The 25,527-nt window shown below is 53.6% G+C and carries 20 protein-coding genes and 3 tRNA genes; 5 read left to right on the top strand and 18 right to left on the bottom strand.

The window, feature by feature from the left end; translation table 11 throughout:
- Positions 1–112 precede the first annotated feature (112 nt).
- From JR346_RS01515 to JR346_RS01505, 3 genes are all read left to right on the top strand, one after another.
- Positions 113–203, top strand: a tRNA-Ser gene (locus JR346_RS01515).
- Positions 204–575: 372 nt separating this feature from the next.
- Positions 576–667, top strand: a tRNA-Ser gene (locus tag JR346_RS01510).
- 141 nt (positions 668–808) lie between these two features.
- Entirely contained in the window at positions 809–2,278 is a 1,470-nt protein-coding gene (locus JR346_RS01505; RefSeq protein ID WP_205482653.1) for an FGGY-family carbohydrate kinase, read from the top strand.
- An 88-nt stretch (positions 2,279–2,366) separates the two neighbouring features.
- Here the strand turns inward: JR346_RS01505 and JR346_RS01500 are convergent, their stop codons facing one another.
- The 6 genes from JR346_RS01500 to JR346_RS01475 all read right to left on the bottom strand — a co-directional run bounded on the left by JR346_RS01500 (position 2,367) and on the right by JR346_RS01475 (position 9,667).
- Positions 2,367–3,107 carry a GolD/DthD family dehydrogenase gene (locus tag JR346_RS01500; protein ID WP_204877556.1) on the bottom strand — a complete coding sequence of 247 codons (741 nt, stop codon included), beginning with the start codon at positions 3,105–3,107 and terminating at the stop codon, positions 2,367–2,369.
- 69 nt (positions 3,108–3,176) lie between these two features.
- Entirely contained in the window at positions 3,177–4,565 is a 1,389-nt protein-coding gene (gene xylB, locus JR346_RS01495; protein WP_204877557.1) for a xylulokinase, read from the bottom strand.
- 99 nt (positions 4,566–4,664) lie between these two features.
- A complete protein-coding gene (locus JR346_RS01490; protein WP_370592520.1) occupies positions 4,665–6,167 on the bottom strand; it encodes a mannitol dehydrogenase family protein in 1,503 nt (500 codons plus the stop codon).
- Between the two features lie 78 nt (positions 6,168–6,245).
- Positions 6,246–6,704 carry a ribose-5-phosphate isomerase gene (locus JR346_RS01485; RefSeq protein ID WP_204877559.1) on the bottom strand — a complete coding sequence of 153 codons (459 nt, stop codon included), beginning with the start codon at positions 6,702–6,704 and terminating at the stop codon, positions 6,246–6,248.
- A gap of 88 nt (positions 6,705–6,792) precedes the next feature.
- Positions 6,793–8,490, bottom strand: coding sequence for a dihydroxyacetone kinase family protein (locus JR346_RS01480; RefSeq protein WP_204877560.1), 1,698 nt, complete (start codon positions 8,488–8,490; stop codon positions 6,793–6,795).
- Positions 8,491–8,530: 40 nt separating this feature from the next.
- Positions 8,531–9,667 (bottom strand): zinc-binding dehydrogenase, encoded by a 1,137-nt coding sequence (locus JR346_RS01475; protein WP_204877561.1) that lies wholly within the window; start codon positions 9,665–9,667, stop codon positions 8,531–8,533.
- Between the two features lie 114 nt (positions 9,668–9,781).
- Between JR346_RS01475 and JR346_RS01470 the strand changes: the two genes are divergently transcribed.
- Positions 9,782–10,786, top strand: a complete 1,005-nt coding sequence (locus JR346_RS01470) for a sugar-binding transcriptional regulator (RefSeq protein WP_204877562.1) — start codon at positions 9,782–9,784, stop codon at positions 10,784–10,786.
- A 75-nt stretch (positions 10,787–10,861) separates the two neighbouring features.
- On the opposite strand, the gene JR346_RS01465 is transcribed toward JR346_RS01470, so the two are convergent.
- The 12 genes from JR346_RS01465 to JR346_RS01410 form a co-directional block, all read right to left on the bottom strand.
- Complete coding sequence (locus tag JR346_RS01465) at positions 10,862–12,262, bottom strand: RbtT/DalT/CsbX family MFS transporter (RefSeq protein ID WP_205482652.1); 1,401 nt, start codon at positions 12,260–12,262, stop codon at positions 10,862–10,864.
- A 398-nt stretch (positions 12,263–12,660) separates the two neighbouring features.
- Positions 12,661–13,167 carry a histidine phosphatase family protein gene (locus JR346_RS01460; protein ID WP_204877563.1) on the bottom strand — a complete coding sequence of 169 codons (507 nt, stop codon included), beginning with the start codon at positions 13,165–13,167 and terminating at the stop codon, positions 12,661–12,663.
- An 88-nt stretch (positions 13,168–13,255) separates the two neighbouring features.
- Complete coding sequence (locus tag JR346_RS01455; RefSeq protein ID WP_204877564.1) at positions 13,256–13,684, bottom strand: SufE family protein; 429 nt, start codon at positions 13,682–13,684, stop codon at positions 13,256–13,258.
- The gene (locus JR346_RS01450) at positions 13,685–14,581 is read right to left on the bottom strand and encodes a sulfurtransferase (protein ID WP_204877565.1); all 897 of its coding nucleotides are present in this window, start codon (positions 14,579–14,581) and stop codon (positions 13,685–13,687) included.
- Positions 14,582–14,705: 124 nt separating this feature from the next.
- Positions 14,706–16,703, bottom strand: coding sequence for a BCCT family transporter (locus tag JR346_RS01445; RefSeq protein ID WP_204877566.1), 1,998 nt, complete (start codon positions 16,701–16,703; stop codon positions 14,706–14,708).
- Positions 16,704–16,853: 150 nt separating this feature from the next.
- Complete coding sequence (locus JR346_RS01440; protein ID WP_205482651.1) at positions 16,854–17,642, bottom strand: alpha/beta fold hydrolase; 789 nt, start codon at positions 17,640–17,642, stop codon at positions 16,854–16,856.
- Between the two features lie 57 nt (positions 17,643–17,699).
- Positions 17,700–18,476 carry a winged helix-turn-helix domain-containing protein gene (locus tag JR346_RS01435; protein WP_204877568.1) on the bottom strand — a complete coding sequence of 259 codons (777 nt, stop codon included), beginning with the start codon at positions 18,474–18,476 and terminating at the stop codon, positions 17,700–17,702.
- Positions 18,477–19,092: 616 nt separating this feature from the next.
- Positions 19,093–19,731: a uracil phosphoribosyltransferase gene (upp, locus tag JR346_RS01430; protein ID WP_204877569.1), complete on the bottom strand. Its 639-nt coding sequence runs from the start codon at positions 19,729–19,731 to the stop codon at positions 19,093–19,095.
- A gap of 313 nt (positions 19,732–20,044) precedes the next feature.
- A tRNA-Ser gene (locus JR346_RS01425) sits at positions 20,045–20,135 on the bottom strand.
- 35 nt (positions 20,136–20,170) lie between these two features.
- Positions 20,171–20,866 (bottom strand): TetR/AcrR family transcriptional regulator, encoded by a 696-nt coding sequence (locus JR346_RS01420; protein ID WP_240333975.1) that lies wholly within the window; start codon positions 20,864–20,866, stop codon positions 20,171–20,173.
- A gap of 210 nt (positions 20,867–21,076) precedes the next feature.
- Entirely contained in the window at positions 21,077–21,607 is a 531-nt protein-coding gene (gene tadA, locus JR346_RS01415; protein WP_255521903.1) for a tRNA adenosine(34) deaminase TadA, read from the bottom strand.
- Positions 21,608–21,611: 4 nt separating this feature from the next.
- Positions 21,612–23,849, bottom strand: a complete 2,238-nt coding sequence (locus tag JR346_RS01410; protein ID WP_205482650.1) for an ATP-dependent DNA helicase RecQ — start codon at positions 23,847–23,849, stop codon at positions 21,612–21,614.
- Positions 23,850–23,967: 118 nt separating this feature from the next.
- Between JR346_RS01410 and JR346_RS01405 the strand changes: the two genes are divergently transcribed.
- Complete coding sequence (locus JR346_RS01405; RefSeq protein ID WP_205482649.1) at positions 23,968–25,524, top strand: MFS transporter; 1,557 nt, start codon at positions 23,968–23,970, stop codon at positions 25,522–25,524.
- Positions 25,525–25,527: the final 3 nt, after the last annotated feature.

The raw sequence follows: 25,527 nt of genomic DNA, 5'->3' as shown, positions 1-25,527 counted from the left end.
TTCTCCTTCAGGTTCAACACCCAACGTGGCTTTAACCACGATACCCCCGTTTGTTTTGCAAACCCTAGAGCAACTGTGCAATACTATTTCAAGTGCTTTCAGCACCTAACTTGGATGGTTGTCCGAGCGGCCGAAGGAGCTGGTCTTGAAAACCAGTAGGCGGCAACCCCGTCTCAAGGGTTCAAATCCCTTACCATCCGCCACAAAAAAGCCCCGCTTTTCCTACAAAAAGCGGGGCTTTTGGTTTAATTTCTTAAATTCACAGCAGCCACGAACAATACCCCGGACGAAGGTACCTAATAATGCCCACCGTGAGGGCGTTGCGTGCTTTCTTTTCACCTTCAATTGAGCCTGCGGGGCTGCTACTGCGGCGCCGGCTGATAAGTCACGATACTTCACTTTCCACTTTTTGGATCGAAGGTAATCGACAGGCGCTACTGAGCACGGTGTTTCAGGGCTATTTTGAGCTTGGCAGCTAACGACTTTGACCAACTCACCCTCATACGGTATTGTGGGTAACGCTGTGTTGCGGTTGAGCAATAAGTTGACGAAAGCTTTCAATAACAATGCGGCGAGGAGACGTGCCAGAGCGGCCGAATGGACTTCACTGCTAATGAAGGGCCGGGGTTAAACTCGGCCGGGGGTTCAAATCCCCCCGTCTCCGCCAATAACAAAAGCCCTGTTACTTCTGATAAAGAAGCGACAGGGCTTTTGCATATGCTTCCTTATAACGCCGTTCACCCCGCCTTTAGGAAGCATTCGCCAGCAAATCTCTTAGTATTCCGGCTCGCATCACTAGAATTGCACTATGAGCACTCCCGTATATTTTGGTTTAGATGTTGGCACTTCAAGCACTAAAGCCGTATTAGTTGACAGCAAGGGCGCTGTCATTGATTCCCAGGTTCAAGAACACTCCATCACCCGCGGCAAGGCGGGGCTTGTAGAGATGGATATGAATATCTGGTGGGATGAATTCAAGGCTCTCTACAGTGTTTTACTTACCCGCAATGACGTCACCGTAAAAGGCATCGGAGTATCGGGCATGGGCCCGTGCATCGCTGTCACGGACGCCAACGATGTTCCGATAGCTCCAGCTGCTCTCTACGGCATTGATTACCGTGCTCGTGACGAGATAGCGGAACTCTCCAGTCTCTGGGGGCAGGATTACCTGCTAGAGAATTACGATTCTCAGCTCACCACCCAAGCAGGTGGACCAAAGCTCAGGTGGTTCGCCCAGCGTTTTCCCGATGTATTCGCGTCCGGCGCCCGCTTTTACATGCCGTCCTCATGGATCATTAAGCGCATCACTGGTGAATACGTGCTTGACCGCCATTCCGCCAGCCAGTGTACTCCACTGTACGACCCAGCCACCCGCGAGTGGGACAGCCACATGGTTGAGAAAGTAGCACCCGGTACTGTATTACCCCGATTAGGGTGGAGCCACGATATCTGCGGTGAAACAACGACCACCCCTGAGGTGCCTGAGCTTACCGCCGGTATTCCAGTTATATTCGGTACGGTGGATGCCTGGGCTGAGCAAGAATCTGTGGGTGCCATTAAAAATAACCAGCTCTTTTTGATGTACGGTACCACCCTGTTTTTGGTGGCTAATTCACCTGATCGTATTCATCATGCTTCAATGTGGGGTACCACCGGCACTCGGGAAGGTACTTACAACATTGCCGGCGGTCTAGCTACGTCAGGGGCTTTAACTGATTGGTTCCGCAATATTTCCGGTGAACGCGATTACGCCACATTAGTGGATGCTGCACGAGAAGTTCCTGCGGGTTCTGAGGGGCTTCTTACTCTGCCTTACTTTGCCGGTGAGCGCACCCCTCTTCAAGACCCCGATGCGCGCGGCGTGATGATTGGGCTGAGCCTGAGACACGGTCGCGGTCACATCTACCGCTCCTTGCTTGAAGCGACTGCTTTTGCCGTGCGGCACAATATTGAAGTAATGGAACAAGCCGGGGCATCGATTGAATCCATTGCAGCTGCCGGTGGCGGGGTCACCTCTGATCTGTGGCCTCAGATTGTTTCCGACGTGACTGGACGCGCTCAAGAGCTTCGCCGCGAGTCCGTAGGGGCATCTTACGGTGATGCTTTTATGGTGGCTCAAGCCCTAGGCGCTGTCCATTCGCTAGACGAATGGAACCCAGTAGAGCGCATCATCGAACCAACTCACGTTACAGCTTATGAGGAACTCTACTCCCACTACCGCAAGCTGTACACTGTCACAGCTGATATTCAACATCAACTACGTGCGATGCAACCGTAAGTTCTCGCTGTTACGCCAAAAACACTTTGAAGCCCCGCAGTTCCCGTGGAAACTGCGGGGCTTCAAAGTATATCTATGCTAATTCATATTACTGAGCAGTAAAGCCTCCATCAATGAGCATATTCGAACCGGTTATCATCGCCGCTTCTTCTGAGGCTAGGTACCCGACGAGTGCTGCTATTTCCTCTGGCTGGGCAAACCGACCCACTGGAATAGCAGCTTTTGCCTTCTCACCTTTCTCCCCCGCCCATGCTTTCTTACCCAAGGGAGTCTCAACGACAGTCGGTGATACAGCGTTCACGGTGATTCCGCGGGGCGCCCACTCCAGTGATAGTGCCTGCGTCATACCTACAACCCCGGCTTTGGAGGCACAGTAGGCAACGTGCTGGTCTAGTCCGATGACAGATGCTTGGGATGCCATGTTTATGATGCGTCCATAACCGGCTTTAAGCATTGCTTGACCAGCAGCTTGTGCCATGAAGAATGAAGCTGTCAGGTTGACTGCAATAGTTTTATTCCAGTCTTCGGCAGAGAGCTTTTCGGCAGCGTCCAAGAACACCACTCCGGCTGAATTGACCAGAATATGCGGAGTACCGAGTTTCTGCTCTACCTCTTCTACAGCGGCGGCCGCGGCCCCCTCGTTCGCGAGGTTAGTCACAATACCTAGATGTCCTTGCCCGGTCAGGTCAGCCACTATATCTCGAACCCTCTTGGAAAGATCGACTCCCGCGATAACCGCGCCTCGCTCAGCGAGGTAGGTAGAGATTGCTAGCCCAATACCGGACGCTGCGCCCGTGACGATAGCGATTTTTCCTGAGAAATCAGTCATGAAGTTCTCCTTTGAACATATGGGGGTGAAAGCTCTGGTGTTTTGGTCAGCAGTAGACGCTGGATGGCTCTAAGCCACCTGAGGGTAGAGCTCGTTACGATAAGAAATATAATTACGATAAATCGAGGGGCGCTTCTCTGCACTTATCTTGGTCATTTCGGCTTTACCCCAGGTAGGGGGAGCCTGCTTACCAGATAGTGCCCACGCTGCTTGACGCGCAGCGCCCAAAGCAACGAACTCTGCAGGTTCAGGTACATAAATGTCAATTCCTAGCACCTGCGCCAGAACCTCACGGAATGCTTTAGATTTTGCGCCGCCGCCAATGAGCAGGATGCGGTCAGGTTCAGCGCCGCGCTGCGCAACAATTTTTTCTAATCCTTCGCGCACAGAGCACGCTAAGCCTTCAACCATAGCGCGTGCCATATCTTTGCGTTCGAGACCGGGGCCAATGTTTCCCAAGTGAGCACGTGCCTCTGGCAAGTTAGGAGTTCGTTCACCGGTAATGTATGGAATAAACACCGCGCCTTTAGCACCGGATTCAGCATGCAGTACCATCTGAGCAAGTTCGTCATGGTCTACACCCAAGGTTGTACAGGCGAAGTCCATGACGGGTGCGCCGTTGAGAGTGCAGGCAAGCAGTAGATACTTTCCGGTGGCATCGGCAAAACCAGAAACATTGTATTTGTAATCGGCAGCAGGCACGTCTGAAAGCATCATAGCGACAGCACTAGTGCCCATAGATACTACGGCATCTCCATCTTGCAGGTCCAAGCCAAGTGCCGCGCCCATATTATCGCCAGTGCCCGGTGCAATTAGCGCGCCACTTTCGGTTTTGCCAATTACTTGCGCAGGTTCTGCTAGCTCGGGCAACTGGATTTTATGACCAATAGCCCAGGATGCGACCGGAGCGTCCCACTGTCGCTCAGTCGGGTTGTAGTAGGCGGTACCTGATGCTTCACCGTGATCTGTATACAGTTTTTTGTCGGTGTTTAGCTGCATAGTCAGGTAATCGTGGGGCAGAGCAACCTTGGCAGCACGCGCCGCATTTTCGGGTTCGTTTTTACGTACCCACAACAACTTGGTTGCGGTGTAAGCGGCAAGCGGCACGCTACCCACCTTCTCTGCAGCTCGCTGAGGGCCCCCCAAAAAGGCGGTGAGTTCTTCAGCTTCACCAGCAGATCGCGTATCGTTCCATAGCAGTGCATCACGCACTACCTCATTGTTTTCATCCAGTAGGACCATGCCATGTTGCTGACCGGCAATAGAGATTGCATCAGCTTTGGGCAGCACGTCTTGGGTGACGTCATGAAGTGCCTCTACCCAGGCTCGGGGGTCTACTTCGGTGCCAACGGGGTGAGACGCACGACGCTCGTCCACGACCTCACCGGTCTCAGCATTCACAAGCAGCGCTTTGCAGGACTGCGTAGATGAATCGATCCCTAGAACGTACTGTGTCATGACTAAATCCTTATATCTCGGGAAAGAAAAGGCTGAACTCGACAGCGGATGTTCGAGCCCAGCAAGATGCGCTACACCATAGAAGGCTGGGCACGGACATTACTTGCCGAGGATTTTCTCCAATGTCTTGATGCTGCCCACTCTGTGTAGTGAGCGCAGAGTCTCAAGGTAGGGCTTGGTGAAGTGTTCGTCGTTGACGACATCACCGAAGAAGTCCTTATCGCACAGGAAGGCAAGCTCGTCATCGCTCAGTTGAGCTTGAGCTGCGACACGAACCTTCTTTTCAGCATTATCGACGATGTTGATTGCCTCGCCCTTTTCATCGGTGCCCTCGGCATAACGAGCCCAGGACGCGACGATGGCAGCGGAGAGTTCAACCTTGCCGCCGTCCTTGAGGTTGTCGAAGACAACGGGCATCAGCCACTTGGGAATGCGGTCAGAGGACTCAGCGCACAAACGGGGAACGGTGTCTTTAATAGCCTCGTTGGTGAAGCGCTCTATCAGAGTCTTAGCGTACTGATCGACGTTAGTGTCAGGCAGCTCATCCAGAGTAGGCATTGCTTCTTCGCGCATATAACGCAGGAGCAGTTCCTCGATCAGCGGGTTGTTGACCGCGTCATCAACGTAGTGGTAACCCGCCAAATGACCAAAGTAGCACAGACCCTGGTGCGATGAGTTGAGCATACGAAGTTTTAGCTTCTCATAAGGCTCAACGTCATCAACTACCTGCACGCCCACCTTCTCGTAGGCAGGACGTTCGTCTGCAAAGTTCTCTTCCAGAACCCACTGAATGAAGTCTTCGGTGACTACGGGCCAACCGTCTTCATAGCCGAGTTTCTTAGCAACATAGGCGCGGTCATCATCGGTGGTCGCGGGAGTAATACGGTCAACCATTGAGTTGGGGAAAGGAACGTTCTCTTCAATCCAGGACGCCAATTCGGGGTCAAGCGCACGAGCGTGAGCAGTAAACATCTTTGATGCCAAGTGACCATTAGCCTGAATGTTATCGCAGCTCATTACGGTAAAGGGTGCTATACCTCGCTCACGGCGCAGCTTCAACGCCTGAACCACCAAACCGAAAGTAGTGCGGGGGTTCTCGGGATCTTTGAGGTCCTCAGCGACTGCGGGAGTGGTCAGATCATACTCGTGAGTGACTTGGTTGAAGTTGTAACCGCCCTCGGTCACAGTCAGCGAAACGATCTTAATATTTTCCTGAGCTAGGTACTCAACAGCACCGGCAGGGTCTTCAGGAGTCCACACGTAATCAACGATTGAACCAATAACGCGGATGTCCTCATTTCCCTGCGGATCACGAGCGATCAAGGTGTACAGGTAGTCCTGTTCTTTGAGCACATCGCGCATCTTTACGTCGTGCGGTAAAACGCCCATACCTGCAATAGCAAAGGTGGTCTCCCCCTTGTTCAACAGCTCATCAAGATACATTGCCTGATGAGCGCGGTGGAAGCCACCCACACCGAAGTGAACGATAGATGGCTTCAGATTCTTACGGTCGTAGGTGGGAATCGAGAAGGTTGAGCCTTCGGATAACTTGGCGGAAGCTTCTTCTTTAATAGCTTCGAGGTTTGACTGGTTCAGTTTCACAGTGGATCTCCTATATACGAGCACCCACAACAGTGAATGCATCTGAGGTTTATCTAAACGTAGAAAAATTCGGGCTTATTAGCCCTCGTAGTCGGTCAGCACTTTGACCTTGTCAGCAGAAGCGCTGGAATCATCGAAGGTGTAGCTAATCCATTCATTAGCCAGACGCAGGGCAAGATGCTTACCTATTACACGCTCACCCATGCACAAAATCTGTGCGTTATTTGACAGGATGGAACGTTCAACGGAGAAAGAATCGTGCGCGGTAACAGCGCGAATACCCTTAACCTTATTGGCAGAAATCGCTACGCCAAGACCGGTACCGCAAATCAGGATTGCGCGGTCAGCTTCGCCAGCTGCAATTTTTTCGGCAGCCGCAATAGCTATAGAAGGGTAGGGAGTGTGTTCGCCAGTGCCCACTCCAATATCCAGTACGGATGCCACGCGTGAGTCAGCTTCGAGTTGTTCTTTAATCGCGATCTTGTAAGTCAGACCGGCGGCGTCGCAACCTACAATGAGTCGAAGGTCTTCAGCCATCTTTATCAACCTTTCTTCTATGCCTGTGGCATACGTGTATTTCGTGAGCGATGGGTCGGTAGAGCTACCGGAATACCCTTGGCAGTCTTTAGGAACGGAAGTATGTGCCGACGTGAGTCAAAATCATTGCCATGGAGATAGCACCCGGGTCTGGGTTACCAATGGATTTTTCGGCTAGCGGGCGAGCGCGTCCCTTCTTGGGAGAAAGCGCTGATGTTTCTTCTGCTTTCTGAATTGCTAGATTCGCAGCCTCAGCCCAAGCATCAGGAAGGTTTGCCTCAGAATCACGCAAAGCCTCGGTGAAAGGTAGAAGAGAATCGAGCAGGGTCTTATCACCAATCTGAGCTCCGCCCAGGGTCACCATTGAATCTGCGAAAGCCTGAACTGCTGCAGCCGCCTGATCCCGAGTAAAGGATTCAGCATCGTCTGCCAGAGTATTAGCCGCTGCTTCAAGGGACGCTCCCCACAAAACACCTGAGGTTCCACCTGCCAGCATTGCCCAAGCCCGTCCGCCGAGTTTAAGCAACTGCGAGGGACCGGCGCTATCGGGGGCATTCTGAATGGCTTCGAGGGCGGCTTCTGCACCACGCACCATACCGCGACCGTGGTCGCCATCGCCCGCTACTGCGTCAATTTCACCCAGGTAGTGTTCCTGTTCTTTCATCAGATTAGCGACGCTTAAGGCAGCCTCTCGCACCTTAGCGGCGATTGCTGCAGCTGCCGGAGAGGCCTCAATGATCGATTCTGCATCGACGGTTGCGGACTTAGCGGTGTAAGTCTTTTCAATGCTTTCAAGCTGCTTAGCGTCCTTGCGGTAGGCGCAAGCATAAGCTGGAGCTGTCCAGGTCTCTTCAAGTTCACCATCAAGCCAGAAGACGGTCAGCGATACGCCGCCCATGTCTAGAGAGGTCACGAGTTCACCAACTTCGGGGTCAATAATCTCGTAACCCACTGCGCGCAAATGGGGCGCAATCGTGCGGTAGAGCAAGAAAAGTTCTTCGTATTTGGTAACGCCCAATCCATTGACAATCACACCAATACGCTTGCCCGCACCCTGAGGTGCATCCGCCAAAACGGCATCGACAAGCATGGTTGCTAGCTCTTTTGCAGAGGCACAAGCTTCATCACGAATGCCAGGCTCACCGTGGATACCAAGACCAACGCCCATCTGACCTTCAGCAACGGTAAAAAGTGGCTGATCCGCACCGGGCATAGTGCAGCCTGAGAAAGCTACACCCAGAGTACGGGTGTTTTCATTGGCAAGGTTGCCGATGCGCTCGACCTCGTCAATAGACTTACCGGCAGCGGCCGCTGCGCCCATTGCTTTAAAAACGGTAAAGTCACCCGCGATACCGCGACGCTTGTCGAACTCGGGTGCGGACGCGATGTCGTCCTTGACCACCACAATACGGGTGTCGATACCCTCAGCGTTGAGCATCTTAGCGGCGATACCAAAGTTAATGTTGTCACCCTGGTAGTTACCGAAGGTAAGGATGACCCCCTTGCCTTGGTCTGCCGCCTTAGCAACTGAGTACACGTGAGCGGCTGACGGTGAGGTGAAGATATTGCCCACTACAGCACCGGATGCAAAGCCAGGCCCCACCAGGCCCGCGAAAGCGGGATAGTGACCCGAGCCGCCCCCCACAATCACAGCGACCTGAGGTTCTTTGGGAGGAAGAGAGATAACACCACCAGGGACGCCTACCAGACGGTCAGAGTACAAATCCAAAAAGCCTTCGAGTTGGTCGTCGGCAAATTCTGCTGGATCGTTGTAGAGCTTGGTCATCGTTGGCCTTTCTCGGTGATGCTATTTCTTCGCTTGTAAACTACTTCTTGAGCTGGTTGACAGTCTCGGTTAGTCCAGGAACGATTGTGCATTTGATGGAATCGCCCTGTGAGTCGCCCACGGTGTCCAAGCCAGCTTGGAATTCTTCCAGCGGGAACTGGTGAGTGCAGATTTCATCCAGTGGCAAGATGCCGGATTCGATAATCTTTACCGCAGTAGGCCAGGTGTGCGGACCTAGGTGAGCACCGTAGACGTTAAGTTCCTTGTCATCGGAGATGATGGACCAGTCAACGGTGACATCCGAGCCAAAGACCGAGTATTCAACGTAAGTGCCGAGCTTACGTAGCAGGTTCAAACCCTGCGGAACAGCTGAGGGATGCCCGGTGCACTCAATGTAAACATCTGCGCCGTAGCCATCGGTCATATCCTTAATCTTCTGGACAGCGTCAACTTTTTTAATATTGATGACCTCATCAGCGCCCAGCTTCTTTGCCAGAGCCAACTTATCTTCCGCCATATCAAGAACAACAATCTTCAGCGGGTTCTTCTGGCGGGTGCCAATCAGCGCAGACAGACCGATAGGACCGGCACCTGCAATAACAACAACATCCTCAAACTTGATGTTGGCGCGCTCGACCGCGTGTAGGGCGCAGGACAGAGGTTCCGCGAACGCTGCGTGCTGGGGTGCTACGTCCTTTGAAATTTTGTGGACGCGTGCCAGAGAAGGTACAAGCATATACTCAGCCATACCGCCATCCCAGTTCTTAAAACCGAACATATCGTGGGGACCGCACATCCAGTACTCGCCACGCTGACAGTAGCGACATTCACCACAGGGAGCGATCTGTTCGATGACGATGCGGTCACCGATGTTCAGTTCGTAAGGTTTGCCGTCAGTGTGCTTCTTCAGGGTTTCAGCTGAACCCGCAACGATAGTACCGGCGATTTCGTGACCCGCGATGCGGTCGTTTTCTGCCCATTGTGCACGGTTCTCATCACCCCAGAACTTGGGTGCGCCGTGGTAGCATTTGAGGTCAGAAGCGCAAATACCGACAGCGTCGATTTTGATGAGCAGATCCGTATCGCCAATAGTCGGTACGGGCACTGTCTCAAGAACGTAGTTCTCGGGACCTTTCACTACAACTGCTTGCATGGTTTCGGGTAGGGTCGCGGTCATCGCTGATCTCCTTTATAGCCTTGATTGCTGTGTGTTGCATACAACACCAATTCTGCCACCCCGAGAACAAATGTCAAGCACAAATGTTCTTAAGAATTTTTAGCGGTGCGGAGCTTGAATGACAAAACCCTTAGAATTATCCATAAGATAAACCCTTCTACCACCTTGCGAGCCGCCATGGACACCAACCCTACAGATTTTTACAACTCAGACCATCTATTTGCAGCTGCAAATATGTACTACACCGAGAACCTCAGCCAGGCAGAGATTTCCCAACGCCTCAACGTGTCGCGCCCAACAGTAAGCCGCATGTTAGCTCAGGCAAAGGAACGGGGAATCGTTCAGATCAACGTCATCCACCCGGACGCAAAGTCTAATGAACTCTTAGCCGAACGGCTTGCCGAGGCACTCAACCTCCACAAGGTTTACCTTTCTCCTGGAATTCAAGACTCCACCATGGGTCCCGGCATGGAAAATGCCGTACTCACCGCTATCGCAGATATGAAACTTACACACGGGAGCACATTAGCCGTAGCATCTGGATTAGCAATATACGGAATCTCCCACATGAACCTACCCCCGCTCACAGGAGTTACCCTGATACCCACCGTGGGCGGTGTATCCGAACCAGAACCGTGGCACCAGCCCAATGAAATCGTTCGAACAATGGCACAGAAAACCGGCAGTCGACATCTCCCTATTTTCGCCCGCGTCATACCTACACCACTTATGTACAAAGCTCTTCACGAAGATGCTTCCTTCCAAGAAACAATCGCTCACTGGAAACACGCACAGGGTGCCCTAGTCGGAATCGGAGCTGTTACAACCCGGCGAACGTCAATTGCCTCTGATATCCCTCAAGGGGAACTAACAGATGCAGTAGGTGATGTTTGTTTGCACTTCTTTGATGAAGCAGGTAATGACCTCCCTTACACAGGAAGCGACAGAACGATTCGCATCCCATTGGAACAGCTTCAAGCAATTCCTCACAGCGTCGCTATTGCTGTAGGGAAAGAAAAAGTCCAATCGATCATTGCTGCAACCAAGCTAGGCACCTTCAAAAAGTTAGTTACAGACGAAGCAACCGCAAAAGATATACTTACCCACCTCAATAGCTAAGACCGCACCAGGTGCAGAGAAAAGCCCCTGAGATGCCCACATAGGGTGCTCAGGGGCTTTTATCAATATGCGTTCTTAGCTTTCTCTAATATCGGTGCGCTGCTTATTAGCTGCAAGGATCTCAAGTGCCGCAGTGTCTGCATCACGCATCTGCTGACGCTTCACAGGGTCGTCCTGCTCTGTACGCAGATTACCTACCATAATGAACGCACAACCGTACAAGGCAACAAACGCCCAGATAACAGCTGACTTCTGCATGAAGGGATCCCACCCCAAAGCACCGGTAACGCTGAGCACGATTGAAACAACCGAGGTACCCAAGAATGCAGCACCACCTGCAGCAGTTGTATACATTGCCATTGCTGCACCACGGTGCTCGGGGGCGTTAGCAGGCATAATCGCTCCCATCGGAACAAAACCTGCCAAGCAGATACCAAAGGTAACACCGGCAACCACAGAAACAACGTAGCCCCAGGTGGAACCAGCGGGGACCATATGCGGAACATACCACCACAACAACAGACCGATAGCCGATGCAAAAACCCCAAACCAACGCACGGTGTTAACCCAGCCAATGCGGTCTCCAACATTGCCAAAGAAAGCGTTGAAAAGAATATTGCCTGCAAAGATGAAGGTGGTCATCAAAAGCCAACGCGACTGACCCCAACCGAGTTCATCAGCAATAACAACAGGGAGAATGACGAACATACCAAACTGGGGGGCAGTGTTAATCAAACGAATTAAGAAACCCTGCATAACCTTTGAGTTCGAGAAGAGCAAGCGAATACCCGAAAGTAAAACGGTTGAGGTCGACTCATGTGCGGGGGCAATGCGCTTGTTACCGTTTTCAGCGCGGCATCCCAAGAAAACCATAAGAGCACCAACAGTCGCCAGCGCAAGCGCTACCCACATCGCTCCATGCTCACCTGCTGTGCCGCCTCCGAACACAGAAATCGATGCAATAGCAACCAACGAACCGATAGTGGGAAGACCACCTGTGAACATTACATAAAACCAGCCCACAGAAGTGCCAGCCATAGACTTCATCGCAGTAATATTCACCCACACAAGGAAGGAGAAGGAGAACAGCGGGTATGCCAGACCACGGAAGAAGTAGGTAACAGCAACTAGCCAATAATTTCCTGTGCCCAATGACAAAAGGAAGGAAACCTGGAAGATAGCCCACAAAGCGAAACCAATAATCATGACTTTCTTAGGACCCATGAGGTCAGAAAGCACACCTGAGAGGTAACTGGCTATAAGAGCCGCCAGCGAGTAGGCGGTAATGATGTATGAAGCTGTAGCTTCTTTACTACCAAGAACTTCAACCAGGTGCGGAGTAATAAAGTTGGCTTCTACACCGAGACCAGTCTGAAATATAAGAAGTCCCAGGAACCCCCATTTGAGAACACCAGGAATGCCAATTCTGTCGAGGAAAGGGCCCTCAACCCTCTGTTTTTGCAGTTTAGACGCCATTTCGTTCTTTTCTCTTATGTTTGCCTACGACTCAGGCATGACTCACATACTTTATGTATTGCACAGTGGTTGATCGCCTTCGTCGGTGACGCCCCACACATGCCCATGCAAGTCTCACACTAGACAAAAACATTCTAAAGCACAAGTGTTCAGAACATATTTTCAGGAACTGATTAGCAATGCAGGTTAATAAGAGGGAACTTTACACAGGTGGCGAAAAGAAAAGTACCGTATGCGAAGAAAAGCCCCGCAGTTCCCACGGGAACTGCGGGGCTTCATTTTTTCACTCCTCAAAAGGGAGTATGGGGGTATATTTTTGAAACCGCTCTAGGTGCTCATCTTTCAGCAGTAAAGATTGTTCATGCTGGAGGCTCTACCAGCACACGGAACAGAGACCATTAGAAGGTCTTGAAATCAATCATCTTGGTGCAGGCTGTGTCGAGGGCTGCCCACTCATCAGTTACTTCAAAGACCGCCACCGATGAGGGCGCGAACCCGTAGGAGGCGTCCATCAGCGCATCGTAGTCCGAATCGCTGCGCGCCAGCTGCAGGGCGGCGTCCTGCACGCCCGGCAGGTGAGCAACCAGCATCAGCGCCTGTACCGTCTCAGGGGCACTATTGATAGCCGACACCAGCTTGCGTGCGGGCGCGTTATACAGGTTCTTATCCAAGGATGCGGTCGGCGCTTTCTCCCCCAGCCCCTCAGAAACCCATGTTGTTGTCTGACGGGTACGCAAAGCTGCCGAAGAAACAATCATCTCGGGCACGTACTCCTTCTCCAGCAACCAGCGCCCTACTTGCGGTGCCTGAGCATGCCCGCGCTTGGTCAGCGGGCGGTTGAAGTCGTCAAGACCCCAGTCCGCCTCAGCATGGCGCATAATAATCAGCAGTTTGGTGGCGTTCATGGTGCTCCTTGGGTAGGCAAGAGCGCACAAAAACTCTTCTCGGAGATTTCCCTTTGTGCGCCCTTAGTCAGAAGAAAAGCTACTGATCTTATATTTTTTCGCGCACCTGACGCTGAATACGCGCCAGCATACCGCTCATACCGTTCAGTCGTAGCGGGCTCACCTGATCGGTCAGCGAAAGGCGCAAGGCAGTGTCCTCAGGTACGTCAAGTACGTCCTCTACACTCTGACCGTCCAGCGCTTCATGCAAGATAGAAGCGAAACCGCGGGTAGTCGGTGCCTCAGCAGGCGCTGAGAAGAAAAGGTTAACAATCCCGTCATTAACCTCAGTAATGAGAAAAATCGGTGACTGACATTCGGGTACGGCCTCAAGTAGCTCGGGGTGATCGGCGTAGCGCTCGGGTAGCACCGGCAAAGACTGGCTGAATTCTAAGAGCAGTTGCAGGCGGTCGGACGCAGCTACCTCCGCAAATTCAGCGGCGATTTCTGCCAGTTTTCCGGTGAGTTCGCTGGTCATTTATAGAGCCTCACCGGGTGCTTCGCCCTTGACGATGGGTACGGCAACAGCGTTGCCCCATTCCGTCCAGGAACCGTCGTAGTTACGCACACTGTCAATGCCCAGCAGGAACTTCAGCACGAACCAGGTGTGTGATGAGCGCTCACCAATACGGCAGTAGGCGATGATGTCATCGGCGTCAGCCAAGCCCAGCTCTTTAATGTACAGGGCTTTGAGTTCATCGAAGCTCTTGAAAGTTCCATCTTCATTGGCTGCTTTAGCCCAGGGTACCGAGTGAGCGGTGGGAATGTGACCGCCGCGCAGAGCGCCCTCTTCAGCGTAACCGGGCATGTGGGTGCGAGCGCCGGTGTATTCGTCCGCGCTGCGAACATCGATCAGGGGTAGCTTGCCGATGTTGGCTTTGACCTCGGGTAGGAAGGCGCGGATGGGTGCGTCGTTGCGCTCTACCAGGGGGTAGTCAGTGGCAGGAACGTCAGGCTTGTCGGTGGTGAGGGCGCGGTTTTCTTCAACCCACTTGGTGCGGCCGCCGTCCATGAGTCGGACGTCTTGGTGACCGAAGAGAGTGAAAACCCACAGGGCGTAGGCTGCCCACCAGTTCGACTTGTCACCGTAGATGACCACAGTGTCATCGCGTGAGATACCTTTGGCTTTCATCAAATCAGCAAAGCCCTGAGCGTCCACGTAGTCGCGGGTGACGGGGTTGTTGAGTTCGGTGTGCCAGTCAATTTTGAGGGCGCCGGGAATATGACCGGTTTCGTAGAGAAGTACGTCCTCGTCTGATTCGAGTACTACCAGGCCGGGGGTGCTGATGTTTTCTTCGACCCACTGGGTAGAAACTAGACGTTCCCCGTGGGCATAGTGAACAAACTTCTCGTTGGTATCAGCTGCGATACTCATGTGCAAAAATCCTTTCAGTGACGTGATGCGGTGCTTGTATCTAACTTCACCATAACCCACTCAAGCGACGCAAATATTCATAACGAATAGTTGCGCCGCTTGTGGAGGTGCGGTGGTGAGAGGCTTAACGTTTGTGCCTGTTCTTGTATTCCTCGAACATTTCGGGGGTTAGCACTTGGTTTTCTTTGGTGACGGGCTGACCGTCCTCGTTCAGATACACACCGTGGGTGTAGTCGAATTTGACCGGGTTGCCCTCTTCATCGGTGCGTGTATACCACTCAGTCACTTCCTCTGCCGTTGAGTCAAAGTCAGCGCCAGTGGCGTATTCGCTGGTGGGGTCGGTGGGTTCAATGGCAATTTTGAAGTTGTCACCGTGCTCGCTCACACCGTGTACCACAGCCTTTTCAACGGCGGTACGCGCGTAGTCGCGGCGAATGCTCAGCGGGTCATTACGCAATTCTTTAACCAGTGCAACGCACATGAGAATAAGTATCACCGAGAAGGGCAGAGCAGTAATGGTAATTAGGTTCTGCAACCCCTGCAAGGCGTTCTGGTTACCGGTCAGCAGAATAACCACGGCGATACCTGCCATGCATAGTGCCCAAAAAGTAGTAACGAGTTTATTGGGGTTAGGGTTGCCCTTCTGCGAAAGCTGCGAGTTTACCAGTGACGCTGAATCTGAAGTGGTAATGAAGAAGATCGCCAGCATGAAAATCACCAGCGGAGCAACGAACTGTGCGCCGGGCAGCTGCTCAAGCACCACGAAGAAAATTTCTTGCGGAGCAGGCATGGACGCCGCGGTTCCATCGGGTGCAACAGCATTGGATTCACGCTGTAACCAGATGGTGGTGCCACCCAGAATCGTAAAGGCAAGAATGATAATGGTGGAGGGAATAAACAGTACGCCCAGAATGAACTGGCGGATCGTACGTCCGCGCGAAATCTTAGCAACAAACACGCCGACAAAGGGTGCCCAGCTCACCCACCACGCCCAATAGAAGGTGGTCCAGCCAGAAAGGAATGCTTCCATTTCTTCTGACTCTGCCATGTTGGCGCTCAAAGCATCGGGCAGAGTACCCACGTATTCGATGATGGTTGCCGGAATAATGTTCAGTAAGAAAGCGGTGGGACCTGCAACGAAGAAGAAAATTGCCAGACCGATAGCGAGCGTCATATTGACGTTCGAGAGCAGGCGAATGCCTTTAGAGACGCCGGAGACCGCAGAAATAATGGTGCCGATAGTCAGTACCACAATGATAATGAGCGCCATGGTGTTACCGGCAGGTGACCAGCCAGAGACAATTTCAACACCGCGAGCAATCTGCAGGGCGCCAATGCCGAGCGAGGCTGCGGTACCAAAAAGGGTGGCAATAATAGCCAACCCATCGATAGTGCGCGATCCCAGCGAATCATTGCGGTGGTTGGGAAAAAGTGGGGCGAGAATCGAGCTCATGAGTGGCACACGTCCGCGCCGGTAAGAAACGTAAGCAACTGCCAACCCCACAATGGCGTAGATAGCCCAAGCGTTAAAACCCCAATGCAGGGCTGCCTGAGCCATTGCCCCTGTGATTGCCTCCGCCGTTGCTGCATCATAGGCACCAGGACGGGGGCTGAGGTAGTAAGAGAGAGGCTCGTAGGGGCCAAAGAAGATGATGCCGATACCGATGCCCGCGCCAAAGAGCATAGCTGCCCACGACGCGGTGGAGAACTCAGGTTTTTCGCCGTCAAGACCCAGCGGAATATTTCCGTAGCGGCTAGCCGCCAGCGCCAATAAAAAGACCATGAGTCCCGCGGCAATGCTGGTAAAGATCCAGCCCAGGTTCTGCATTACCCAGGTGAGAGCCACAGTTGATGTATCAAGCACGCTCTGAGGTGCAATCACACCCCACACCACGAAAGCGATGATGACCGCCCCCACGGTAATAAGAATGGGCTTGTCAATTCTGTAGCTGACCCGCTGATCTTCAATAGAGACACCGGGTACAAGCGCCGGGTGAATATTGTGTGGGTACATGACTTGTCCGAGCTTACTGAGTTTGCCCGGTGCGCGTGTTGCTGCTGGTTTTCCGGGCGGGCCGGTAGTTACATCTGCTACTGAAGGCGGCGTTTTTTCTGCTGCCATAACGAGCTCCTCGAGGAAGAAAGTACACGAACCAGTAGCCCAGTATATAGCCCGCACTTTCAAGACCCACTGTTTATGACGCCGCATCAAGAACATCGCAAACCAGCGTTCGCGGGATGTTTTACCCGTATTTAGCTGTGTAATGGGTGCTTATTTGCCTAAAAACACCGACAGTATCTCAATCACCGCGTCGGGCTTATCGGCGTGTACCCAGTGTCCAGCACCTTTCACCGTAATCTTGCGAACCTTCGGAAAAAGAGCACGCATAGTTGGGGTATCTTCGGGCTGAATGTAGTTAGAATTTCCACCGGCAACCCACAGAACCTGCCCGGCAAAAGGCTCCTCGTCGGGGGCATCCCAGCCCATAATCGCGTCCAGATTTTCGCGCAGCATCCCCAGGTTCGGCTCCCAGTAGAAACCGTCTTGACCGCGGGCAAGGTTCTGCAGTAGAAAACCACGGACGCCAGCGTCAGGCACCCGGTCGGAGACCTCGTCCCCAGCGGCGCTGCGGGAGGTGAGGGTCTTGAGGTTCAAGCTCAACAAAGAATCCAAGAGCACCGTAAAACTACCCTTTGAATCGTTGGGCGCGATGTCCATGACCACCAGACGGTTTACCAGCTCGGGGTGACGCAGTGCCAGCAGCATAGCGATCTTACCGCCCATCGAGTGTCCCACAATATCCACCGGGCTCTCGTGCGCGAAGCCTTTGCGCAGATTCTCAGCTACCAGGTCAGCCATGCGCGCATAGTCGAAATCCTGCGTCCACCCCGAAGCACCATGGTTGGGCATATCCATGAGCAAAACGGTGAAATCATCGCCCAGACCGCGGGCAATACGGGTGAAGTTTTTACCCCGCCCCATAAGCCCGTGCAAAAAAGCTACGCGCTGCAAGCCGCTGCCGAGGGTTGAAGATGCAATCTGAAAGTCTGTTTCACTCATGCTCTCTAGCCTACCCAAGAGGCACAGCAATCTACCACGCTGGAAGTCTTCTGAGACTTAGATGGAGTATTCAGGAGCTGCCCAGATAACAACCTCAGGATGCTCATAGAACCGGTAGCCCTGACCGCGCACGGTACGAACGGTATTCGAGAGACGTCCCAGCTTCGAACGCAGACGGCGGATATGCACATCAATGGTGCGCTCATTCGGCACCTCTTCAGCGTCGTGCCACAGGCTGTGCAGTAGTTCCTCACGAGCAACGGTGCGCGCACCGTTTTCAACCAGGTAGTTCAATAGCTCAAATTCTTTGAAGGTGAGGTTCAGTAGCTCACCGTCTAAAAAGACTTCACGGCGCGAGAGGTCAATCAGCACACCGGTGGTGTGGGTGGGCTTTGAGTCAGAAGAGAAAATACCACCCTGACGCGGTGCAGCAGGTTCAGGTGCGTGATGAACGGCAGTGGGATCACCCAAAGCATTGCGAACCACCTCAAGGTCGCTACCCTCAGCATTGGTAGGCGCAAGAGCAACCGCAGCGTACGATTCAGCCTCAGACACCAAGTTATGGGTGTAAGCACGAAGATCCTGAACAATTCGCACCAAGGACGTTCCTTTGGCGGCAGCAGCTTCTTCGCTCAATCCCACGTAGAGCACGAACCCGCGCGCCTCAGACTCAGCAGCGAGTTTGGAGGGCGCAGGAGGCTCCGGCACGCTGGCAGTCATGGGACGCAGATTAGCCGGGTATGACTTAGCAGAACGCGCGACGCCGGGTGCAGCCTGATGGGCACCGGTTCGACCGCGCTGGGAAATATGAACGTATCCAGGTGCACCTGACATTTTTCTCCTGCTCTCGTGTGACTCAAAAACGCATTAGCCCCACCAATGGGGTGCTGCGCTTTTAGTACAGTTGGGCGCTAACCGCGTAATAATTTTGCGTGTGTGTTGCTCTTTTATCGAACTCTGATTAGCCCAATAAATCAAGTAACAATTATCATTTTTTCTCATGCTGAACTGTATGCGCATTTTTTGCTCGTGTTACAAAATATTTCAGCGAATATTTAATGCATACATATTCACATGATACCGAGAGTTGCTCTAGCGTTACAGCCTCTCACGTGAAATATTACCCAACTACAAGAATACACAGTGCTGAGAGATACACACAGCTAACTTGTCAAGAGTGAACAATAATTTTTACCCCCTTCACGTTAACAAGATGCACCGCTCGAAGATACGTTTCAGACAGAAGAGCCTTGAGCCGACGCTCCACCGAAAGCATCAGATTGCCACTTTGCTCACAAAGCGCACCTCACGGCGAAACACACGCACAGAAATGCTCAGCCATAACCACCGCACAGGCACCCACCCACCAACAAAAGATGGGTCGAGCAGACGCATCCGCTCGACCCACTTTTCCCGGCATGCCACCTATAGATCGGCTACCCGATTATAATTACTCAGCAACGCCGTAGAGACGATCACCAGCATCACCCAGACCGGGCACAATGTACGCCTTATCATTCAAGCGCTCGTCCTGAGCAGCGAGGAACAGGTCAATATTTTCGAGACCATCCACACCCTTTTCAAGAGCTTCAATGCCCTCAGGCGCACCCAGAATACAGAGGCAGGTGATGTGTTCTGCTCCGCGCTTACGCAGGAACTTGATGGTTTCAATCAAGGTTCCACCGGTTGCCAGCATGGGGTCAAGAACGTAGACCTGACGGCCGGTAAGATCCTCAGGCAGACGTTCGGCGTAGGTCACGATATCGAGGGTTTCCTCGTTACGAGCCATACCCAAGAAACCAACCTCAGCAGTAGGAATCAGGCGGGTCATACCCTCCAACATACCCAAACCGGCACGCAGAATCGGCACCACCAGGGGGCGAGGAGACGAAATGTGCTTACCCACAGTCTTCGCCACCGGGGTCTCCACTTCACGGTCTTCTACGCGAATCTCACGGGTAGCCTCGTAAGCAAGCAGAGTCACCAGCTCGTCAACGAGCTGACGGAAAATCGGTGAGGCAGTATCTTTACTGCGCAACACGGTAATTTTGTGGTCCACCAGCGGGTGGTCAAGAACTTTAATACGCATACAACAAACCTACCACCGTCCGGTAGCACCCACCGACTGAGTAGCGCGTCCGCACCGAGCTTTCTATACCCCCTACCTCACCCGTGTGACCAGCTTTTGTCACTAGTGACCACGATTTACCCGGTGTGACCACCCTCTGCCCAGGTGAGCAGGTTTATCGTGGTCACCTGGGCAGAACCTGGTCACCTCTGAACAGAACATGGTCACACCGGCAAGGACGAGTGAAGTAGCGCTCTTGCGTTCACGGGGTGGTTTTGGGCATACAAAAACCCCGCGATTCCCAGTCTGGCTAGGTAAAACGCGGGGTCTTATCTGGCGGTGACGGAGGGATTTGAACCCTCGGTACGGGGTTACCGTACACAACATTTCGAGTGTTGCACCTTCGGCCGCTCGGACACGTCACCAGCGTCTATGAGCTTACCGAAAACCCGAACAATACTCAAATACGCGCGTTATTGAGGTGCACAAAAGTGGGGTGGATTCCAGTAATGTAACCGTCAATCACCAACATAGCTGCCTGGGTAGCGTCAGCGACACCAAGATCAGCGTTGTGAACTTCTTGGTCCATACTCAGCATGAAAGCCGCACCAAAGAGAGCAACCGCCACGGTATCGGGACTGCGGGTGGCATCAACAGTGTACTGGGTAGCAAGCAACTGCACGAGTCTTCGAATAGCAACCACTACCTGATTGCGAGCTTCGCGCATAGTGGGCGACCATTCTTCGGGGTTCTGCCAAACCTCAGAGATCCATAGTCGGGCGAACCCTCGGTGCTCCCCCAAAAATTCAAAGGCTGAGCGGCAGGCAATCTCTAGACCCTCGCGGGTATCGTCTGCGCTCCTGCCTCTGTTGATCTCGTTGATAAGCAGCTTCGAGCCGTACTTCAGTAGCTGATCAACAATGGTCTTCTTCGACCCAAAGTTGTAGTAGACCGTGCCTTTTGAAACTCCGGCGCGCTCAGCAACCTCTTCAACGGTAGTCGCCTCAGAGCCTTTCTCTCGCATAATTTCTAGGGCTGCTTCGAAGAGTTTGAGCTGGGTTTTAGTGGTCTTCGGGGGTTTTGCCGCCGGGATAGAAGAGTAAAGAGAGCGCTGTGAGTACGGCTCGTCGGGGGTGTAGAGAGGGGTTTCTGTCACGGTTCACCTTTGAGGGAAAGTTGCTCACCTCAAGTGAGCGTGCGTGGTCTGAAACCTCAGTATTTGAAATTACTGGGGTTATTTTTCAAAAATTATACCCCCAGACGGCAACGATGCGGTGTTACTTGCCAGTAACTTAGGGGAGATTTTTTCGACTGTGGCGCCCGGCGCCCTCTCCTGCGGTTCTGCGGTGCCCAAAGCGCGTGCCAACTACGGTCTAGGCTCTCGCCTACCCATAAAAAAATCAGTCAGAAGATCAGCGCACTCTTCCTCAAGAACACCTGAGTACACCTCAGCTCGCACGGGAAGTTTCGCATCGCGCAAAGTGTCATAGACGCTACCAGCAGCACCCATCTTTTCTTCCCACGCCCCAAAGACAACGGTGGGGACGCGCGCCAGCAAGATCGCGCCCGCACACATCAGGCAGGGTTCTAGGGTAACGACGAGGGTACACCCATCAAGCCGCCACGAGCCGGTGACGCGAGCAGCTTCACGCAAAGCTATAACTTCAGCGTGGGCTGTGGGGTCTTGGTGGGCTTCGCGCTGGTTATAGCCGCGGCTTATCACCTCACCATGAGCGTCCACGACAATAGCGCCGATGGGAACATCTGCGTGTTCTAGAGCCTGACGAGCCTGCATTAGCGCTTGGCGCATCCACTGCTCATGGTGCGGTTGCCGGGCACGGCGGGCGGCAAGGTAGCTACCGGGAGCCACCGGTTGCGAAGTGGTGGGTTCAGTCATGGTGTTAGTGGGTACTTGCAAGGGCGAAGGGAAGGACGCTGCGAGCGCCGCCCACTTTGAGGAGGCGGGCAGCTGCGGTTATTGACCAGCGTGAATCGATCAGATCGGTGACCAGCAGGATGTCGGGGTTGTATTCGTTGAGGTAGCTTTCTAGCGTCTCGGGGAGGGCGTAGGAATGTACTGTTGCCGCGCAGCGGAAAACACTGTTACCCCCAAAGTGCCCTGCTGAGAGCTGATGTAGAGCACCGAGGTGGGGTATTTTGCCGGTTCGTGAGAGCCCTTGTGCTAGAGATTCCGTCAAGGTTGGACGCACGGGTGAGGGCAGGTGTACAACGGCGGTGGGGCGTGCTTGCCAGTCCCAGGCTGCCAGTACGCGGATGCAGGCGCGTCCTAGTTCATCAGAAAGGGGTGCGTCTTTTTCGGGGGTCTGTTCGGCGTTGGTGAAGATTTCGCGGAGCTGGTTGCCCCACCCTAAATCGGTGAGTCGGGCAAGTGCTCTGCCGGGTTCTGCCTGGTGTTCTGCCGGTATTTTGCCGCGCAGGGGCTTGCCGTTTTCGTATACGCCCAGGTTATTAAGACCGCTTGGCCATTGACGGCGCGGAGCGATCTCTAGCCCCTCGCTGGTTAGTGCGCCGCGGGCTTGTTCTTGGGCGTCCGTTGTAATATTCGTCGGGTACCAGGTGCCAGCGCAGGTGTCACAGCGCCCGCAGGGGGTTGCGCTCTCATCATCAAGCTGAAAGGCAAGGTACTGCATACGGCACTGTGTGGTGCTGATGTAGTCGAGCATGGCGTTTTGCTCTGCAACTCGCGTCTGAGCCACCCGATCATACCGTTCGCGATCGTAATGCCAGGGTGCGCCGGTGGCAGCCCAGCCCTTTTCTACGCGTTGAACAGCACCTTCGACTGCCAAGACCTTTAGGAGCAAGTCGAGGGAGGAACGTTTGATATCTACCCTTGCCTCAAGGGCAGGAACGCTCAGCGCCTGCCCCTGCGACCGTGCCTCGTTCAGAACCTGCAAGACTGCCCCGGTGTTCTCGGCGGTGGGCATCGAAGCCGCCGCGAAATACTCCCAAATTTCTTTGTCTTCTGAACCAGGCAGTAAAAGCACATCAGCGTTAATAGCACCGCGACCTGCGCGACCAACCTGCTGATAATAAGCAACAGCAGACGAAGGTGCGCCCAGATGAACCACAAAACCCAGGTCTGGCTTATCGAACCCCATACCCAAAGCACTCGTGGCAACCAGAGCTTTCAGGCGGTTCTCTTTCAGCGCCTGTTCGAGTTCTTCGCGCTCCTCGGTATCAGTCTGACCGGTGTAGGCGTACACCTCATAGCCCGCAGCGCGCAGGGCGGTTGCAGTATCAACTGCTGCCGAGATGGTGAGCGTATAAATAATGCCTGAACCGGGCATCTCATTGAGGTGGCTTAGCAACCAGGCAAGGCGCTGTTCTGAGTGATCAAGACTCAACACCCCCAACCGCAAAGAATCACGGGTCAGCGGGCCACGCAGTACAAAAACGTCACCGGGCACCGTATTTTCCGGGACGGAATTTACCATAGCGGACGAGTCCGCCCAGCTACCCTGCCCAGTTTGAGGAGCCAAGGCGTGAGTGCCAAGCTGCTCAATAACGTCCTGAACCACCCGCTCGTTAGCAGTTGCCGTTGTCGCTAACACCGGCACATGAGACGGTAGCTGCTCAATCAGGGTACGAATACGGCGGTAGTCAGGGCGGAAGTCATGCCCCCAGTCAGAAATACAGTGAGCTTCGTCCACCACCAACATGCCCAAAGAAGGCAGAAGGTGAGGCATCCAGTCCCTCAAAAAGGCGGGGTTATTCAGGCGTTCGGGGCTAATCAGCAGAACATCTATCTCGCCGCGAGAAATCTGCTGGGCAATCGCATCCCACTCCGTGACGTTCGAGGAATTTACCATCGCGGCGCGTACCCCCGCACGAGCGGCAGCCTGCACCTGGTCACGCATTAGCGCTAAGAGAGGAGAAACAATAAGGGTAGTCCCAGCACCTTGCTCACGCATCAACAGCGCCGACAGAAAATAAACCGCCGATTTACCCCACCCCGTTCGCTGAATCACCAATGACCTACGGCGGTGTAGAACCAGCGACTCAATCGCTTCATACTGACCCGCGTGAAACCGGGCAGCAGGATTATTGGTCAGGCGTTGAAGGAGCTCAAGTGCCCGGTGGTAAAGAGAATCTGAAGAGGGTATTTGTACGGTAGTCATCACTATTCACAGTAGCCGAAAGCGCAATTTAAGACAGGTTTTTAGCTCAAAAGATGTCTTAAAATGCACTCTCAACGCATAGCCGGGGTCACAGCTGCACGCGAGTAGACTGGGCAATATGCCTATCACCACCACCATTCCCCTGCGTGCTGGCACCAAACAGTGGCTAGCACTTGCTGTACTGATGCTGCCGGTTCTACTGATTTCAGTTGATAATACAGTGCTCAGTTTCGCGCTGCCCAAAATTTCACGGGTCATGGCACCTACCGGCACGCAGCTTTTGTGGATGGTTGATATCTACCCGCTGGTTCTTGCTGCCCTGCTAGTACCGATGGGTGCTCTAGGCGATAAGGTAGGACGCCGCACCCTGCTTTTGGTTGGCTGTGTGGGGTTTGCGGTGGTTTCGGCTTTTGCAAGTTTCGCTCCGGACGCGATTTGGCTGATTGCGGCGCGTGGAGCATTAGGCTTCTTTGGCGCGATGTTGATGCCCGCTACCCTTTCGCTCTTACGCAATATTTTCCTTGACCCCAACCAGCGTCGTGCGGCTCTTGCTATTTGGGCATCTGGCTTTTCCGCCGGGGCAGTTTTGGGACCGGTTATGGGCGGGTTCTTGCTGGAGCATTTTTGGTGGGGTTCGATCTTCTTCATTGCTACTTTGATCCTGATTCCCGCTTTGATTCTTATGCCTCTGTTGGTGCCTAATTCCCGCTCGGAAGCGCCCGGATCCATTGATCCGCTGAGCATTATGTTGGTGATGGCAGCAATGTTCGGTTTGGTGTACGCGCTGAAAGTGGGTGCTACCGAGGGGTTAGAGCACCTCAGCATCTACCCCGCAGCCCTCGTAGGCGCGGTCACTACGTGGGCTTTCGTGAGGCGACAAAACAAGCTAGAGAACCCCATGCTCGATATGTCTTTGTTTCACTCAAAGACCTTCACCGGGGGGCTGCTGAGCAATCTCATCACCATGACTAGCATGACAGGCTTCATGATTTTCTACTCCCAATACGTGCAGCTCGTTGTGGGGCTTACCCCCATGCAGGCTGGTCTCACCATGCTACCGGGTGTTCTCTGCTCTATCTTCTCCGGTCTTTTCGTGGTGCGTTTGGCTCAATCTTTTAGACCTGCCCACCTCGTTGCCGCAGCGCTGACGCTAGCCGTTACCGGTTACACTTTTGTTGCTGCCGGCGGCTTTACCGGTGCGTCCTTTCTCATCTTCGTGCTCGGGTTCATGCTCTTAGGGCTGGGCAATGGTGCGGCGCAAACCTTGGCTAACGATGCCATCATCGGCGGAGTAGACGCCAACAAAGCCGGCGCTGCCTCAGCCGTTTCTGAAACTGCTTACGAGTTCGGCAGCGTCCTGGGCGCAGCGATTCTCGGCACAGCGCTGACCGCCATCTACCGACTCAATGTGCAAGTACCCGCAGGCTATTCAACCACCGATCAGCACATCGCCCAAGAAACCCTCGGCGGTGCAATGGACGCGGCAACCCGCTACCCAGAACCTGCAGCGAGCGCCCTCATCAGCAGCGCCCAAAATGCCTTCTCGCTCGGTGTAGGCTACTCATCAATCGTGGCGGTCGCCCTGTGCAGCGCCGGTATCATCAGCGCCCTGACCCTCCTGAAAAGCCTGCCGAAAGCGCGTGATAATACGGTACGCCAAGGTTCAGGGCACTAAAAA

The sequence above is a fragment of the Rothia sp. ZJ932 genome, assembly GCF_016924835.1.
Lineage (GTDB): Bacteria > Actinomycetota > Actinomycetes > Actinomycetales > Micrococcaceae > Rothia.
This window is presented reverse-complemented; position numbering and strand designations above follow the sequence as displayed.